The sequence below is a fragment of the Phytohabitans rumicis genome (assembly GCF_011764445.1).
Classification (GTDB): domain Bacteria; phylum Actinomycetota; class Actinomycetes; order Mycobacteriales; family Micromonosporaceae; genus Phytohabitans; species Phytohabitans rumicis.
Genome location: NZ_BLPG01000001.1, coordinates 1938178 through 1952937, shown reverse-complemented (window position 1 = coordinate 1952937; position 14760 = coordinate 1938178). Strand labels below are relative to the sequence as shown.

Annotated in this window: 16 protein-coding genes; 12 read left to right on the top strand and 4 right to left on the bottom strand. The window is 70.8% G+C overall.

Annotated elements, in window-relative coordinates; translation table 11 throughout:
* The first annotated feature begins 137 nt into the window (after positions 1 to 137).
* The 8 genes from pgsA (at position 138) to Prum_RS08210 (ending at position 7402) form a co-directional block, all read left to right on the top strand.
* The gene (gene pgsA, locus Prum_RS08245; RefSeq protein WP_173075341.1) at positions 138 to 758 is read left to right on the top strand and encodes a phosphatidylinositol phosphate synthase; all 621 of its coding nucleotides are present in this window, start codon (positions 138 to 140) and stop codon (positions 756 to 758) included.
* Complete coding sequence (locus Prum_RS08240) at positions 755 to 1669, top strand: phosphatidylinositol mannoside acyltransferase (RefSeq protein WP_173075339.1); 915 nt, start codon at positions 755 to 757, stop codon at positions 1667 to 1669. The genes pgsA and Prum_RS08240 overlap by 4 nt, the downstream gene beginning before the upstream one ends.
* A gap of 18 nt (positions 1670 to 1687) precedes the next feature.
* A complete protein-coding gene (locus tag Prum_RS08235; RefSeq protein WP_173075337.1) occupies positions 1688 to 2824 on the top strand; it encodes a glycosyltransferase family 4 protein in 1137 nt (378 codons plus the stop codon).
* Positions 2825 to 2835: 11 nt separating this feature from the next.
* Entirely contained in the window at positions 2836 to 3339 is a 504-nt protein-coding gene (locus tag Prum_RS08230) for a hypothetical protein (RefSeq protein ID WP_173083528.1), read from the top strand.
* 50 nt (positions 3340 to 3389) lie between these two features.
* Positions 3390 to 4301 carry a pyridoxal 5'-phosphate synthase lyase subunit PdxS gene (gene pdxS, locus Prum_RS08225; protein ID WP_173075335.1) on the top strand — a complete coding sequence of 304 codons (912 nt, stop codon included), beginning with the start codon at positions 3390 to 3392 and terminating at the stop codon, positions 4299 to 4301.
* Positions 4298 to 4879 carry a pyridoxal 5'-phosphate synthase glutaminase subunit PdxT gene (pdxT, locus tag Prum_RS08220; RefSeq protein WP_173075333.1) on the top strand — a complete coding sequence of 194 codons (582 nt, stop codon included), beginning with the start codon at positions 4298 to 4300 and terminating at the stop codon, positions 4877 to 4879. Before pdxS ends, pdxT begins: the two co-directional genes overlap by 4 nt.
* Positions 4880 to 4888: 9 nt before the next feature.
* Positions 4889 to 5638 (top strand): YebC/PmpR family DNA-binding transcriptional regulator, encoded by a 750-nt coding sequence (locus Prum_RS08215; RefSeq protein ID WP_173075331.1) that lies wholly within the window; start codon positions 4889 to 4891, stop codon positions 5636 to 5638.
* A 609-nt stretch (positions 5639 to 6247) separates the two neighbouring features.
* Entirely contained in the window at positions 6248 to 7402 is a 1155-nt protein-coding gene (locus Prum_RS08210; RefSeq protein ID WP_246277739.1) for a YncE family protein, read from the top strand.
* On the opposite strand, the gene Prum_RS51165 is transcribed toward Prum_RS08210, so the two are convergent.
* From Prum_RS51165 to Prum_RS08200, 3 genes are read right to left on the bottom strand one after another with little or no spacing between them, the layout of a single operon-like run.
* On the bottom strand, positions 7399 to 7779 hold the full coding sequence (locus Prum_RS51165; protein WP_246277738.1) for a helix-turn-helix domain-containing protein: 381 nt from the start codon (positions 7777 to 7779) through the stop codon (positions 7399 to 7401). The genes Prum_RS08210 and Prum_RS51165 overlap by 4 nt on opposite strands.
* On the bottom strand, positions 7776 to 8072 hold the full coding sequence (locus Prum_RS51160) for a response regulator (RefSeq protein WP_246277737.1): 297 nt from the start codon (positions 8070 to 8072) through the stop codon (positions 7776 to 7778). Before Prum_RS51160 ends, Prum_RS51165 begins: the two co-directional genes overlap by 4 nt.
* Positions 8069 to 9649 carry a sensor histidine kinase gene (locus tag Prum_RS08200; protein ID WP_173075329.1) on the bottom strand — a complete coding sequence of 527 codons (1581 nt, stop codon included), beginning with the start codon at positions 9647 to 9649 and terminating at the stop codon, positions 8069 to 8071. The genes Prum_RS51160 and Prum_RS08200 overlap by 4 nt, the downstream gene beginning before the upstream one ends.
* A gap of 147 nt (positions 9650 to 9796) precedes the next feature.
* Between Prum_RS08200 and Prum_RS08195 the strand changes: the two genes are divergently transcribed.
* Positions 9797 to 11089 carry a cation:dicarboxylate symporter family transporter gene (locus Prum_RS08195; protein WP_246277736.1) on the top strand — a complete coding sequence of 431 codons (1293 nt, stop codon included), beginning with the start codon at positions 9797 to 9799 and terminating at the stop codon, positions 11087 to 11089.
* A gap of 67 nt (positions 11090 to 11156) precedes the next feature.
* Here Prum_RS08195 and Prum_RS08190 read toward each other — a convergent pair whose 3' ends face one another.
* On the bottom strand, positions 11157 to 11849 hold the full coding sequence (locus tag Prum_RS08190) for a GH12 family glycosyl hydrolase domain-containing protein (RefSeq protein WP_173075327.1): 693 nt from the start codon (positions 11847 to 11849) through the stop codon (positions 11157 to 11159).
* Positions 11850 to 12050: 201 nt separating this feature from the next.
* Here Prum_RS08190 and Prum_RS08185 point away from each other — a divergent pair, with 201 nt between their 5' ends.
* From Prum_RS08185 to Prum_RS55865, 3 genes are all read left to right on the top strand, one after another.
* A complete protein-coding gene (locus tag Prum_RS08185; RefSeq protein ID WP_173075325.1) occupies positions 12051 to 13079 on the top strand; it encodes an aminotransferase class V-fold PLP-dependent enzyme in 1029 nt (342 codons plus the stop codon).
* Between the two features lie 153 nt (positions 13080 to 13232).
* Entirely contained in the window at positions 13233 to 14576 is a 1344-nt protein-coding gene (locus Prum_RS08180; RefSeq protein WP_503826923.1) for an MFS transporter, read from the top strand.
* Complete coding sequence (locus Prum_RS55865; protein WP_503826922.1) at positions 14573 to 14749, top strand: hypothetical protein; 177 nt, start codon at positions 14573 to 14575, stop codon at positions 14747 to 14749. The genes Prum_RS08180 and Prum_RS55865 overlap by 4 nt, the downstream gene beginning before the upstream one ends.
* The last annotated feature ends 11 nt before the right edge of the window (positions 14750 to 14760 follow it).

Here is a 14760-nt window from a genome sequence, read left to right as displayed (position 1 = left end):
CCGATGAGCGTGAGCTACCTCACGTTCGCCCTTCGATCCCACACCCGCAACACGCCGTACACAACCCCGACGCGCGAAGTAACACAGCCTGGCCGCGGCCCGGTCGAGGTCCGCGGACCGTTATCGTGAGAGCCGCCATGGCGAAGATCTTCCGCGTATCCGCTCGGACGGCCCTCAGCTCCGTCGCAGAGCCCATTGCCCGCGCCCTCCTCAAGCTGGGTATCACTCCGAACGCCGTCACGGTGGCCGGGACCGTCGGCGTGCTCGTCGGCGCGATCGGCTTCGGTGCCCGCGGCCACCTGATCATCGCACTCACGATCGTGGTCGTGTTCGCGCTCACCGACTTCCTCGACGGCACGATGGCCCGGATGAAGGGCGGCTCGACGAAGTTCGGGGCGTTCCTCGACTCCTCGATGGACCGGGTCGCCGACGCCGGCATCTTCGGCGCGGTGGCGTACTACCTGGCCACGCGGGACGACCGCTGGGGCATGGTCGCGGCGCTGCTCTGCCTGGCCGTCGGGCAGATCGTCTCCTACGTCAAGGCCCGTGCCGAGGGCCTCGGCATGACCTGCAACGTCGGCATCGCCGAACGCCCCGAGCGGCTGCTCAGCGTCGGCGTCGGCGGCCTGCTGGCCGGGCTGGGTCTCGCGTGGGCGCTGCCGGCCGCGCTGTGGATCCTCGCCGGGCTGTCCGTGATCACCGTCGGCCAGCGCATCGCGCACGTCTACAAGCAAGCGAACGCGAACACGAACGTATGACCGAGCGTAGCGAGGGAACCAGCCGGCTCAGCCTCGCCGAAATCGGGTATGCCGCCGGGTGGCGGCTGGTCCGGGCGCTGCCCAGGCCGGTCGCGGCGGCGGCCTTCCGGGCCGGCGCCGACTACGCGGCGCGCAAACGCGGCAGGGGTACGCGGCGGCTAGCTGCCAACTTGCGCAGGGTGGTAGGCCAGGATTCGTCGGAGCGCGAGTTTGACGCGCTCTTGAAGCGGGCACTGCGCTCGTACGCGCGCTACTGGATGGAGGCGTTCCGGCTGCCGTCGCGGTCGAAGGAGGAGATCCTGCGCGACTTCAGCCTCGACGGCGACCACATGCTCGCCGAGAACGTCGCGGCCGGCCGGGGGTCGGTCGTGGCGCTCCCGCACGGCGGCAACTGGGACGCCGCCGGCGCCTGGGTCGCCGCCCGCGGCTGGCCCATCGTCACGGTCGCCGAACGCCTCAAGCCCGAGGGCGTCTACCAGCGCTTCCTCGCGTACCGGCGGGGTTTGGGCATGGAGATCCTGCCGGCCGACGGCGGCGCGTTCGACGTCCTGGTCGAGCGCCTCCAGCAGGGGTACGTCGTGCCGCTGCTCGCCGACCGGGACCTGTCCGCCCGCGGCGTCGAGGTGAGCTTCTTCGGCGGCCGGGCCCGGATGCCCGCCGGGCCGGCGCTGCTGGCCCTGCGTACCGGCTGCCCGCTATACACCGTCACCATGTGGTACGAGGAGGACCGCGCCCGGGGCGCCCTGGCCGGCCCGCTCACGGTGCCCGCGGACGGCCCCCTCGACCAGCGGGCGCGGGCGCTGACCCAGCAGGTCGCCGACGGCCTGGCGGCGGGCATCGCCCAGTACCCCGAGGACTGGCACATGCTGCAGCGACTGTGGCTGGACAGCCCGGCAACCGCACAGATCTAACACAGGGAGGGGGCCGCAGTGCGGATCGGCATCGTGTGCCCGTACTCCTTCGACGTCCCAGGCGGCGTCCAGAACCACGTGATGGACCTCGCCGAGGCGCTGATGGCGCTCGGGCACGAGGTCAGCGTGCTCGCACCGGCGGACGAGGACGCGCCGCTGCCGCCGTACGTGGTGCCGGCCGGGCGGTCGGTGCCGTTCCCCTACAACGGGTCGGTGGCGCGGATCAGCTTCGGGCCGGTGTCGACCGCGCGGGTGCGGCGGTGGCTGTCCCGGGGCGAGTTCGACGTGCTGCACGTGCACGAGCCGTTCTCGCTGAGCCTGTCGATGCTGGCGGTGCTGTCCGCGCGGGGGCCGGTGGTCGCCACGTTCCACACGGCGATGACCCGGTCCCGGGCGATGGCCGCCGCGCAGGGCCTGCTGCAGCTCGTGCTGGAGCGGATCACCGCCCGGATCGCGGTCAGCGCGCTGGCCCGCAAGGTGCAGGTGGAGCACATGGCCGGCGGCGCCGTGGAGATCCCGAACGGGGTGGCGGTGGCCAAGTTCGCCGACGCCGTGCCGCTGCCCGGCTGGCCGGCCGACGGCGGCGCGCTCGGCTTCCTGGGCCGCTTCACCGAGCCGCGCAAGGGCTTCGCGCACCTGCGTACGGCGTACGTGGCGCTGGCCCGGCAGCGGCCCGGCCTGCGCCTGTTGGTAGCCGGGCCGGGCGAGCGCGACGAACTGCTCGACGGCGTGCCTTCCGACCTGCACGACCGGGTGGAGTACCTGGGCAAGGTGTCCGAAGCGGACAAGGCGCGGATGCTGCGCAGCGTCGACCTGTATGTCGCCCCGAACACCGGCGGTGAGTCGTTCGGGATGATCCTGACGGAGGCGATGGCGGCCGGGACCCCGATCGTGGCCAGCGACCTCGACGCGTTCCGCCGGGTGCTGGACGGCGGGCGGGCCGGCCAGCTGTTTCCGGTGGGCGACACCGACGCGCTGGCCGGGTGCGTGGCGGACCTGCTGGACGACCCCGCGCGCCGGGCCGCGCTCGCCGCGCACGCCCAGCAGGTGGTCAGGGACTTCGATTGGCCGGTCGTCGCCGGGCGGGTCCTGGAGGTGTACGCCACGGCGATCGAGGCCACCGACGGCAGGGTGATGGAACAAGAGCCCAGTTAAGACCCTCTACCATTCCGGGCATGTGGTGGGTCGTGGGCGTGGTCACCGTGGTCGCGCTCGTTTCGACGTACCTGACCTGGACGGCCAGCCGGGTCGACCGCCTGCACGCCCGGGCGGCGGCCGCGGCCAAGGCCCTCGACGCGCACCTGCTGCGCCGGGCCGCCGCGGCGGCCGTACTCGCGGAAGAGCGCGCGGCGGGTGAGCTTTACGCGGCGGCCCGGATCGCGCTGGACGCCGTGCCGGGCGAGCGCGAGGCCGCGGAGAATGATCTGACCCGGCAGCTGCGGACGGTGGCCCTCGCCGTGGACGCCGACGGGCTGGTGGCGGCGAGCCGGCGGCTCGCCCTGGCCCGGCAGGTGCACACGGACCTGGTCCGGGACGCGCTGACCGCGCGGCGCCGCCCGGTGGTACGCCTGTTGCGGATGACCCGCCGGCACGCCGCACCGGCCTACTTCGACATCGACGACCCGGTCCTCGCGCCGGCGGCCGTGCCCGTTGTGGAGCAGGCCACCTAGGGGGCGATTGGCTGTGGGAGGGGTCCTGGGCCGGGACTAAAATCCTGGTCATGGCCGAGATCACCACGCAGTCAAGTGCGCCCGTCACCGGCACTGCCCGCGTCAAGCGGGGCATGGCCGAGATGCTCAAGGGCGGCGTCATCATGGACGTGGTCACCGCCGAGCAGGCCAAGATCGCCGAGGACGCCGGTGCGGTCGCGGTCATGGCGCTCGAGCGGGTGCCCGCCGACATCCGCGCGCAGGGCGGCGTGTCGCGGATGAGCGACCCCGACATGATCGACAGCATCATCAGCGCCGTCTCCATCCCGGTGATGGCCAAGGCCCGCATCGGCCACTTCGTCGAGGCGCGGGTGCTGCAGGCGCTCGGCGTCGACTACGTCGACGAGTCCGAGGTGCTGACCCCGGCCGACTACGCCAACCACATCGACAAGTGGGCGTTCACGGTGCCGTTCGTGTGCGGGGCGACCAACCTGGGCGAGGCGCTGCGCCGGATCACCGAGGGCGCCGCGATGATCCGTTCCAAGGGCGAGGCGGGCACCGGCGACGTTTCCAACGCGACCACGCACATGCGCCAGATCCGGGCGGAGCTGCGCCGGCTGACCTCGCTGCCGGAAGACGAGCTGTACGTGGCGGCCAAGGAGCTGCAGGCGCCGTACGAGCTGGTCAAGGAGGTCGCGGCCACGGGCAAGCTGCCGGTCGTGCTCTTCACCGCGGGCGGCATCGCCACGCCGGCCGACGCCGCGATGATGATGCAGCTCGGCGCCGAGGGCGTGTTCGTCGGCTCGGGCATCTTCAAGTCCGGCAACCCGGCCCAGCGGGCGGCCGCGATCGTCAAGGCCACCACGTTCCACGACGACCCGGACGTGATCGCCAAGGTCTCCCGCGGCCTGGGCGAGGCCATGGTCGGCATCAACGTCGACGACATCCCGCAGCCGCACCGGTTGGCGGAGCGCGGTTGGTGAACATAGGGGTATTCGCCCTGCAGGGGGATGTGCGGGAGCACCTGCGGGCCCTGTCGTCGTGTGGCGCGACCGCCACTCCGGTCCGCCGCCCATCGGAGCTGGACTCGGTCGACGCGCTGGTCATCCCCGGCGGGGAGTCGACCACGATGAGCAAGCTGTCCGTCGAGTTCGGCCTGCTGGAGCCGATCCGCAAGCGGATCGCCGGGGGCATGCCGGTGTACGGCTCGTGCGCCGGCATGATCATGCTGGCCGACCGGATTCTTGACGGCCGCCCCGACCAGGAGTCCTTCGGCGGCATCGACATGACCGTGCGGCGCAACGCGTTCGGCCGGCAGGTCGACTCGTTCGAAGGGCCGGTGACGCTGGCCGATTTCGACGAACCGTTCCACGCGGTCTTCATCCGCGCGCCCTGGGTGGAGAGCGTGGGCGGGGAGGTGCGGGTGCTTGGTACCGCCGCCGGTAGGATCGTTGCGGTTCGGGAGGGCGGTCTGCTCGCCACGGCCTTCCATCCGGAGTTGACCGGAGACCTGCGGGTCCACCGTTACTTCGTGGAACTGGTGCGCGGGTTTCTGGGATAGGAGGGCTTGATGTCCGGCCACTCAAAGTGGGCGACGACCAAGCACAAGAAGGCGGTCATCGACGCCAAGCGGGGCAAGCTCTTCGCCCGGCTCATCAAGAACGTCGAGGTAGCGGCCCGTACGGGCGGCGGTGACCCGGCTGGTAACCCCACGCTCTACGACGCCATCCAAAAGGCCAAGAAGAACTCCGTACCCAACGACAACATCGACCGCGCGGTCAAGCGCGGCTCGGGCCTGGAGGCCGGCGGAGCCGACTACCAGACCGTCACGTACGAGGGCTACGGGCCCAACGGGGTGGCGATCCTGATCGAGTGCCTCACCGACAACCGCAACCGCGCCGCCACCGAGGTGCGGACGGCGCTGACCCGCAACGGCGGCAACCTGGCGGACGCGGGCTCGGTGGCGTACATGTTCACCCGCAAGGGCGTCGTGATCGTGCCGTCGTCCGGCGTCTCTGAGGATGACGTGCTGATGGCGGTGCTGGACGCGGGCGCGGAGGAGGTCAACAACCTCGGCGAGGCGTTCGAGGTGGTCAGCGAGCCGACCGACCTGGTCGCCGTCCGGACCGCGCTGCAGGACGCGGGCATCGAGTACGAGTCGGCCGAGTCGTCTTTCGTCCCGTCGGTGAACGTGCCGCTGGACGAGGAGGGCGCGCGCAAGGTGTTCAAGCTCATCGACGTGCTCGAAGACTGCGACGACGTGCAGAACGTCTACGCCAACTTCGACGTCTCCGACGAGATCATGGCCGCCGTCGGCTGACCTTGGTCCTTCCTCGCTCTTCCTCCCTGCGCCCTCCGCGCGCTCCCTCTCGTGCGTGCGCGCTCTCGTGCGTGCTCCCTCTCGTGCGTCGATCAAGGGCAAACGGTCGTGGTTTGATCTCCAATCCGCGGCCGTTTGCCCTTGATCGACGTAGAAATCCTTGATCGGCGGACCGTGGCGGTGCGTGGGTGCGGGCGGCGGCGCTCGGGGTGGCGGAGCGCGCCTTTCGAGCGCGCCCGAGCGGCTGGGTGGCGTCGGTGGAACACCAGTGCTGTCTTGGCCGCCGGGTAACAGCACTGGCGTTCCACTCACGCGGGTGGCGGGTGGCGGTGGCCGCACCAGTGGACTTGGTGGGGCAGGGCGGGATCTTGCGTCCGGACGTGTCCGACATAACCGGGCCCAAGATCCCGGCGAGCGATCGACGCCAGCCTGCGGTGATCATGAGGTTAGCGTGGGGGAGAGCGCTTGCCCTGACGCTAACTTCATGATCACCGCGGCTATCGGGCTACCCTGCCTTCGGGCGCGCCCTACTACGCGCGGGGTGGGTGGGGCTTGGGCGATCTTGGCGTTCGGGTCGGGCAAAAGGGGCATTTTGGCTAACGTCTGAGGGTGTTGACGCTCAGGCCGTTCATCGCCGGAACGCTCGCGCTGGTCCTCGTCGCCGGGTGCGGCGGCGAAGGGGACGCCAAGCCGCCCGCGTCCACCGTGACGCCCGCCGAGCCTGCCACCGCGGCGACCCCGGCGGCCGCCGCGCCGCTCAACGTGTACGCCGCGGCCGGGCCGGGGATGCTCAGCGAGACCGTGCGGGGCCACCGCGAGCTGGTCTACGTGCCCAACACGATGAGCGACGACGTGACGGTGATCGACCCGAAGACGTACAAGGTGGTGGACACCTTCTACGGTGGGCCGGAGCCGCAGCACGTCGTCCCGGGGTACGACCTGCGCACCCTCTACGTCGCCTCCAGCCGGGTGCCGACCGGCGGGCTGGTGCCGATCGACCCGCGTACCGGCAAGTCGGGCAAGTTGATCAACGTGCAGGACGTCTACAACCTGTATTTCACGCCGGACGGCAAGAGCGCGATCGTGGTGGCCGAGGCGTACCAGCGGCTGGACTTCTACGACCCGAAGACGTGGAAGCGGACGAAGTCGCTGCACTTTCCCGAGTGCGGCGGCATCAACCACATGGACTACTCGGCCGACGCCAAGACGATGCTGTTCAGCTGCGAGTTCGCCAACCGGATGATCGTGCTGGACGGCACCACACACAAGAAGTTGCGCCAGTTCGACCTCGACGTGGTGCCGCACGGGATGCCGCAGGACACCCGGCTGACCCCGGACGGCAAGCACTTCCTGGTCGCCGACATGCACGCCAACGGCGTCTACGTCTTCGACGGCGCCGCCACCAGGCGCACCGGCTTCATCAAGACCGGCAAGGGCACGCACGGCATCTACTTCAGCCGGGACGGCGCGCGGGCGTACGTGTCGAACCGGGGCGAGGGGACCATCACCGTGCTCGACACCGCCACCCTCAAGCCGGCCGCGACCTGGCGCATCCCGGGCGGCGGCAGCCCCGACATGGGTGGCGTCTCGGCGGACGGGACGGTGCTGTGGCTCTCCGGCCGGTACGACGGCGAGGTGTACGCGATCAGCACGGCGGACGGCAAGCTGCTGGCCCGCATCCCGGTCGGCGCCGGCCCGCACGGGCTGACCATCTGGCCCCAGCCCGGCCGCTACTCGCTAGGCCACACCGGCAACATCCGCTAGGCCGGGCGGTATTCGACTTCGGGGCGTCCGGGGGCGCCGTAGCGCGAGGCGCGGACCACGCGGCGCGCCTCGGCCAGGTGCTCCAGGTAGCGGCGGGCGGTCACCCGGGACGTGCCGGTGCGCGCCGCCACCTCGGCCGCCGACAGGCCGCTCGGGTCGGCCCGCAGGGCGGCCAGGACCAGGTCGAGCGTGCCCGCGTCCAGGCCCTTCGGCAGCGAGCCGGTCGACTCGCCGCGCAGCATCGCGAACACCCGGTCCACCTCGTGCTGGGCGGCCACCTCGCCGGCCGCGAGCACCTGGCTGCGGTACTGGGCGTACCGCATGAGCTTGTCCTGGAACGCCGCGAACGTGAACGGCTTGAGCAGGTAGTGCGTCACCCCAGGGCGACCGCGGCCCGGACCATCGCGATGTCCCGCGCGGACGTCACGGCTAGGACGTCGGTGCCGCTCCCGGCCGCGCGCAGCGCGCGGCACACGTCCAGGCCGTGCTTGTCGGGCAGATTCAGATCCAGGAGTACGAGGTCGACGGGCTCGCCCCGCAGCACGGCCATCGCGTCGCGGGCGGTGTGCGCGACGCCCACCACGGAAAAGCCGGTCACCCGCTCGGTATAGGCACGGTGCGCCTCGGCGATCAGCGGCTCGTCCTCGACGACGAGTACTCGGATGGTCATGAACTGTGCCTCTTGAGAACAGGCAACCAGACCGTGATGGCGGCGCCGGGGCCGGACGCCACCTCGTACCGGCCGCCGTACCGCTCGATGACCTGGCCGACCAGGGCGAGTCCGAGCCCGCGGCCCTCCCGCTGCTTGGTGGACCAGCCGCGGCGGAACGCGTCGGCGACGTGGTCGGCGGGCAGCCCGGGGCCGGTGTCGGTGACCCGGATGAGCACCTCCTCGGCGGAGGAGCGGACCAGCACGGTGACCTTGCGGGGCGGGTCGGTGCCGGCGACCGCCTCCAGGGCGTTGTCGACCAGGTTGCCGACCACGGTCAGCAGGTCGCGGCTGGGCAGCGGCTCGCCGTCCAGCCGGGAGTCCTCGTCGATCACCAGTTCGACGCCGCGCTCGCTGGCCTGCGCCGACTTGCCCAGCAGCAGCGCGGCGAGGGCCGGCTCGGTCACCGCGCCCACCACCTGGTCGGTGAGCTGCTGGGCGAGGGCCAGCTCGGCGGTGGCGAGGCGTACGGCCTCGTCGGAGCGGCCCAGCTCGACCAGGGTGAGGACGGTGTGCAGCCGGTTGGCGGCCTCGTGCGCCTGGGCCTGCAGGGCCTCGGTCAGCCCGCGTACGGAGTCCAGCTCGCCGGTCAGCGCGCGCAGCTCGGTGTGGTCGCGCAGGGTCAGCACGGTGCCCAGCGGCCGGCCGTCGAAGCGGGTGACCTGCTGGTTGGCCACCAGGACGCGGGTGCCGGCCAGCACCGGTTCGTCGGCGGCGGGGCGGCCGGAGGCGAGCAGCTCACCGACGGCGGGCGGCAGGTCCAGCTCGGTCACCTGGCGGTCGGTCACGCCGCCGTCGGGCAGGTCGAGCAGGCGCCGTCCCTCGTCGTTGACCAGCGCCACCCGACCGTCGCGGTCGACCACCACCAGACCCTCCCGTACCGAATGCAGGACGGCGTCGTAGTACTCGTACATCCGGGTCATCTCGGCGGGGCCGAGGCCGTGGGTCTGGCGGCGCAGCCGCCGGCTGAGCAGCCACGCGCCGGCGGCGGCGAGCAGCAGCGCGGCGGCGGTGGCGGTCGCGACGGTGGGTGCCTGGTGCAGCAGCTTGCGATTGATCGTCTCGGTCGTGATGCCGACCGAGACCAAGCCGACGATCTGGTTGCCGTCGTCGCGCACCGGGACCACCGCGCGCACCGACTCGCCCAGGCTGCCGGTGAACTCCTCGACGACCTCGCCGCCGGCCAGCGCCGCGTCGATCGTGCCGCTGAACTGCTTGTGGATCAGCGCCTGGGTGGGGTGCGTGTACCGGGTGCGGTCGGGCGCCATCACCACGACGAAGTCGGTCTCCGTCGCCAGCCGGGTGGCCTCCGCGTACGGCTGCAGCCGGCTGGTCGGATCGGGCGAGCGCAGCGCCTGCGCCACGAACGGTGCGTTGGCCACGGTGTACGCCACGGCCAGCACCTTTTCGCTCGCCGCGTCCCGGGCGTCGGCGCGCGCGAGCAGGACGGCGCCGGCCGTGCCGCCCGCCACGAGGAGGCTCACGACCAGCACCTGGAGGGCGAAGAGCTGCCCGGCGATGCTCCAACGACGTGTCATGTGCGTGTTTCCGTTCCAGGTCCCCGCGGTGAACTTAATGAACGCAACGGTGCTTTCCGATGAGACCCAGACCACAGTCTGCGGCATGGAGACCCAAAGCCCCTCCCGCGGGTCAGGCGGGACCGCACGCACTACCTTTACATCGCCGTGGTCGCCGCCGTCGCCGCCGGCATCCTGGTCGGCCTGGTCGCGCCGGACTTCGCCAAGGAGCTCCGGCCGATCGGCACCGGCTTCGTCAACCTGATCAAGATGATGATCAGTCCGGTCATCTTCTGCACGATCGTGCTCGGCGTCGGCTCCGTACGGCAGGCCGCCAAGGTCGGCAAGGTCGGCGGCCTGGCGCTCGGCTACTTCCTCGTGATGTCCACGGTCGCGCTGGCCATCGGGCTGGTCGTCGGCAACCTCATCCACCCCGGCTCGGGCCTGGACCTGGGCGCCTCGGTGGCCGAGGCCGGCCAGAAGGCGGCCAGCGGTGCGGTCCACGAGAGCACGGCCGACTTCCTGCTGGGCATCATCCCGACGTCGCTGGTGTCCGCGCTGACCGCCGGCGAGGTGCTGCAGACCCTGCTGGTGGCGCTGCTCGTCGGGTTCGCGGTGCAGGCCATGGGTACGCGGGGCGAGCCCGTGCTGCGTGCGGTCGGGACCATCCAGCGGCTGGTCTTCAAGATCCTCACGATGATCATGTGGCTGGCGCCGATCGGGGCGTTCGGGGCGATGGCCGCGGTCGTCGGCGCCACCGGCGTGGACGCGCTGAAGAGCCTGGCGCAGATCATGTTCGGCTTCTACGCGACCTGCTTCATCTTCGTCTTCGTGGTGCTCGGCCTGCTGCTGCGGACGGTCGCCGGGATCAACCTCTTCGCGCTGCTGCGCTACCTCGGCCGGGAGTTCCTGCTGATCCTGTCGACGTCGTCGTCCGAGTCGGCGCTGCCCCGACTGATCGCGAAGATGGAGCACTTCGGGGTCAGCAAGCCGGTCGTCGGCATCACGGTGCCGACCGGGTACTCGTTCAACCTGGACGGCACGGCCATCTACCTGACGATGGCGTCGCTGTTCGTGGCCCAGGCGATGGGCGACCCGCTGTCGGTGAGCGAACAGATCTCGCTGCTGGTCTTCATGATCATCGCTTCCAAGGGCGCGGCCGGGATCACCGGCGCCGGGCTGGCCACGCTGGCCGGCGGGCTGCAGAGCCACCGTCCGGAACTGGTCGACGGCGTGGGCCTGATCGTCGGCATCGACCGCTTCATGTCCGAGGCGCGCGCCCTGACCAACTTCGCCGGCAACGCGGTCGCCACCGTCCTCATCGGCACCTGGACCGGCGAGTTCGACAAGGACCAGGCCCGCGCGGTCCTGTCCGGCGAGTCCCCCTTCGACGAGACCACGATGCTCGACGAGCACGAGGACCCCGCCCCCGTCTCCCCGGCGGTCGCGGTCCGGGTCTAGCGGTTGATCATGAAGTTATCCCCCGTAGACCGGCGTGTCGCGGGGGATAACTTCATGATCACCGGGGCTAGCTGTAGGAGACGGAGAAGGAGTTGGTGCGGAAGTCCAGGCCGCCGCTCGAGCTGGTGATCTCGTAGCCGAATTGGACGGTGCTCAGGGTGACGTCGCCGAACCAGCCGCGGCCCCTGATCCAGTTCATCACCGCGCGGATGTCTACCGTGCCGGAACTGGTGTTGGAACTCCGGATGAACGAGAAGACCTGGTTGGAGCCGTTGGAGCCGCGGTAGACGGCCCAGCTGTGCCCGCCCACCGAGGCGTTGGTCTGGAACGAGCCGAGCGGCCCGACCGGACCGTACTTGTTCATCCACAGCATGATCTCGTACGTGTGGCCGTCGGCCCAGATGTCGTACGCGCTGGTGTAGGCGCCGGCGTTCGGCACGCTCACGTTGAAGCTGCTGCTGGCGCTGCCGAGCGAGCTGAGCCGGCGGTTCACCGCACGGGTGGCGTTCGGGTACGACTTGATCCCGCCGGTGTTGGGGTGGTTGGCCCAGACGCCCCAGTTGCTGTACGAGTTGGCCCAGATGGTCTGCGGGCCGTAGCCGCTGCCCCAGATGTTGTTGTAGAGCGTGTAGCCGCCGTTGTTCCAGGTGCCCCAGCGGTCGGTCGAGCTCCAGACGGCGGCCTGGGCGGGTGCGGCCGTGGCGCCGACGACGACCGCGAGCAGGAGAGCGGGGATCGCGAGCCGCGCTGCTCTGAACATGGTCTCTCCTTAGCTGAGAATGTCGAAAGCAGGGATCGAAGCGCTTCGACGAGCATTTCGACATCTATGGGATGAAACACCGCGGTAGCGCCCAGAATAAGTTCGACAACCGTGGATGTCTAGTCTGCGCGTTAGGAAGGGCCCCTGTTATGCAAAAAGCGCTAACAGGGGCCCTTCCTTGCAATTGTCTAGCCTGGGTGTATGGATCTTGTCGAGGCGCGGGAACTGTGGAATCCGGAGCCGGGCTGGCTCAACACGGCGAGCTACGGGCTGCCCCCTCGCCCCGCGTGGGACGCGCTCCAGTCCGCGCTCGCCGAGTGGCGCGCTGGGCGTACCTCATGGGAAGGCTGGGACGCGTCGACCGGGTTGGCCCGCGGCGCTTTCGCGCGGCTCGTGGCCGTGCCCACCACCGACGTGGCCGTGGGCGCGGCGGTGTCCCAGTTGCTCGCGCCCGTCGCCTCCGCCCTGGCGGACGGCGCCCGGGTGCTGGTGCCGGACGTCGAGTTCACCTCGAACCTCTTCCCGTGGCTGGTGCGGCCCGGCGTGAGCGTGCGCACCGTGCCCGCGGACCGGCTCGCCGAGGCGGTGGACGCGGGGACGGACCTGGTGGCGTTCTCCCTGGTGCAGTCGGCGGACGGGGCGGTGGCCCGGTACGACGACGTGGTGGACGCGGCCCGCGCGCACGGCGCCCTGGTGGTGGTCGACGCGACGCAGGGGTGCGGGTGGCTGCCGTTCGACGGGAGCCGGGCGGACGCGGTGGTGGTGGCGGCGTACAAGTGGCTGATGGCGCCGCGCGGCGTGGCCTTTGCCTACCTGGCGCCGGCGTTGCGCGAGCGGATGATCCCGTCGGCGGCCGGCTGGTACGCGGGGGAGGACATGCACGCGTCCTACTACGGCCCGCCGCTGCGGCTCGCGTCCGACGCGCGGCGGTTCGACATCTCGCCGGCGTGGTTCAGCTATGTGGGCGTGGCGCCGGCGATGGAGTTGCTGGAAAGCGTCGGCGTGCCGGCCATCCGGGCGCACAATGTGGGGCTGGCGAACCGCTTCCTGGCCGGGCTGGGCCAGCCGCCGCGGGACAGCGCGATCGTCACGGTCGACGTGCCGGACGCCGCGGCGAAGCTCGCCGCGGCCGGGGTACGGGCGGCGGTGCGGGCCGGGCGGGTCCGGGCCTCGTTCCATCTGTACTCGACGGAGGCGGACGTGGATATGGCCCTAGAAGCGCTCGTGTGACGGCCCTCACTTTTGAATACGAGACGGTTCCGTATCGCTCCGGGCCGGCGTAGCGTTCGCTGATGTAATACGAGACAGTTCCGTATCGGGGGAGCACGCGGAGTGCAACCACAAGAAAACACCGGACACCCCAGGCGCTGGATCATCCTGGGCGTGCTCGTCGTCAGCCTGCTCGTCGTCGTCCTCGACAACACCGTGCTCAACGTGGCGCTGCGTACGCTCGCCGACCCGGTGCACGGCCTGGGCGCCAGCCAGGGCGAGCTGGAATGGTCCATCAACTCGTACACGCTGGTCTTCGCCGGCCTGCTCTTCACCGCCGGCGTGCTGGGCGACCGCTACGGGCGCAAGCGCTTCCTGACGATCGGCCTGGCCCTCTTCGGGCTGGCGTCGCTGCTGTCCGCGTACGCCCAGAGCGCGGACCAGCTGATCTGGGCCCGGGCGCTGATGGGCGTCGGTGGCGCGGCCATCATGCCGGTCACCCTGTCGATCATCTCCAACGTCTTCGACCCGCGCGAGCGCGGCAAGGCGATCGCCATCTGGTCCGGCTCGGTGGGCATCGCCATCGCGATCGGCCCGATCCTGGGCGGCCTGCTGCTGGAGAACTTCTGGTGGGGATCGGTCTTCCTGATCAACGTGCCCGTGGTGGCGGCCGGCCTCGTCCTGGTGACCATGCTGGTGCCCGAGTCGCGTGACCCGAAGCCCGGCCGCATCGACGTCATCGGCGTCCTGCTGTCCGTCGTCGGCCTGGTCGCCCTGTCGTACGGCATCATCGACGGCGGCGAGCACGGCTTCGGCCGGCCGGTCGTCTGGGCGAGCATCGTCGGCGGCCTCGCGGTCCTCGGTGCCTTCATCGCGTACGAGCGGCGCGTCGAATTCCCGTCCCTGGACGTGCGCCTGTTCAAGGTGCCGCGGTTCGCGGCTCCGGTGGCGCTGATCGGGCTGGTCTTCTTCGCCGCCCTGGGCGTGTTCTTCTTCAGCGCCTTCTACCTGCAGCTTGTACGCGGGTACAGCCCGCTGGAGACCGGCCTGCTGCTGCTGCCGTTCGCGGTGGCGCAGATGGCGTTCGCGCCGCGCAGCGCCGCCATGGTCAAGAAGTACGGCGGGAAGGCCGTCTCCACGGTCGGGCTGGTGCTCACCGCGGTCGGCATGAGCGGCTTCATCTTCCTCGGCGTGGACACCCCGGTCTGGGTGATCCTGGCACTGTTCTTCATCCAGGGCGTCGGGATGGCCAACCTCATGCCGCCGGCGATGGAGTCCATCATGTCGTCGCTGCCCCGGGAGAAGGCGGGCGTCGGTTCGGCGGTCGCCAACACCGTCCGCCAGGTCGGTGGCGCCCTCGGCGTGGCGGTGCTCGGCTCGGTGCTGGCCAGCGTCTATCGGGGGAGGTCGACTCCGCCGCCGCGACGCTACCCGCACCGGCCCGCGACGCGGTCGAGGAGTCGATCTCCGGCGCGTACGGGGTGGCCGACCGGCTCGGCCCGGCTGGGGGTGGCGTGATCGACGCGGCGAACAACGCGTTCGTCACGGCGATGCACTGGACCGCCGGGATCGGCACGCTCGTCACGGCGTTCGGCGTGCTGATGGTGCTGAAGTGGATGCCGGGTAAGGCGGCAGCGCACCAGGTGGAGCCAACACCAGCCACCGCGCCCGAATTGGCAGAAGTCTCTTAGGATCGCATCCC